Below are 1394 nucleotides of genomic sequence, written 5' to 3'. Positions count from 1 at the left end.
CTCGGCTGCGCTGGAGATGACGATGAATGGTGGGAAGTATCTCTCGACTGCGCTCGAGATGACGGGGAAATGATAATTAGATTGCTCCACTCCTTGCAATGACTTTACTTGAAAAGGGTAGGGAGGGCATTCACTTTGTTTCCATTCAAAAGTTTTTCAATATCCGTTTGGTCATAATACATAATACCACCGATTTTGGTGTAGGCGAGTGTGCCGTTGACACGGAGGTTTTGAAGTGTTCCACGAGAAATGTTGAGTAATTTCCTGACGTCTGTTGATTTTAGCCATTTTTTGGATTGCTCGTTTGTGCCCTTAAGTATCTTTGTAATATCTTCTAAAAGAGATTTACGGAATTCATCGAGGTCTGCTTTGGTGACGATTTCGATTGCCATAACTTTCGTTTTTAATTGTTATGGTGCAAAAATGGTGGTATTGGTTGTTTTTATACCACAAGTGGTTCACAAGTTGTGATAGAAAAAATGGTTTTTATTTTGAGATGGTTGAGGTTATTGACTTTATTAAATTTTTTCTTTTGCCTTGATGCAAAAAAAAACAAAAAATATTCATGGGTTATTATTGTTTTTTGGTATTCATGAATCTTCGATTTCAAGCCTGAAAATAAAAAGCTTGAAAACTACCTCGAAGTTGCATTCCGCACCCCGAGCCGTTCGTCCTGCGGACTCAACTCGCGGAGTGCTGCCACTTCACTTCTTCGTTGTTTTCTATGCTTTTTATTTAAGGGCGAGTTAGAAGTACACATTAGTTCGATGATGCTTTATCAGTCAGCTTAGGGTCACTCCCTGCGGCCGGCGCTGAAATCTTTACCGTGATTTTCTGGTATCGCAACTATGAGGGCGATCTGAAGAGGGTGTATAGGAACGTTTGCTGTTGTAAGTACTATTTTATATCTTGAATGTGATCTTTTTCTTTTGCCTTGATGCAAAAGAAACAAAAAATCAAGCCTGAAAATAAAAAGCTTGAAAACTACCTTAAAGTTCCATTCCGCACCCCGAGCCGTTTCGTCCTTCGTCCTCAACTCGCGGAGTGCTGCCACTTCACTTCTTCGTTGTTTTCTATGCTTTTTATTTAAGGGCGAGTTAGAAGTACACATTAGTTCGATGATGCTTTATCAGTCAGCTTAGGGTCACTCCCTTCGGCCGGCGCTGAAATCCTTATCGTGATTTTCTGGTTTAAAAATATAAGGGCGGGGAGAGGCGGTTGATGAGTAAAATCAAGCTTGTACTGTCGTTACATATTTTTTGTTTATTAAGAGATTTTTTTCTTTTGTCTTGATTACTTACGAGTTAATAATTTATTGGAGTTCGTGAATCTTTGATTTCAAAAGAAACAAAAATCAAGCTTGTACTGTCGTTACATGTTTTTTGTTTATTAAG

The 1394-nt window shown here is 38.8% G+C and carries 1 protein-coding gene; it reads right to left on the bottom strand.

All coding sequences use genetic code 11. From position 1 onward, the window contains the following. Window positions 1–104: 104 nt before the first annotated feature. Complete coding sequence (locus ACNQGJ_RS16815) at window positions 105–392, bottom strand: helix-turn-helix domain-containing protein (RefSeq protein WP_417975095.1); 288 nt, start codon at window positions 390–392, stop codon at window positions 105–107. Window positions 393–1394 lie beyond the last annotated feature (1002 nt).

The sequence above is a fragment of the Flavobacterium cryophilum genome (genome assembly GCF_048286555.1).
Classification (GTDB): Bacteria; Bacteroidota; Bacteroidia; order Flavobacteriales; family Flavobacteriaceae; genus Flavobacterium.
This window is presented reverse-complemented; position numbering and strand designations above follow the sequence as displayed.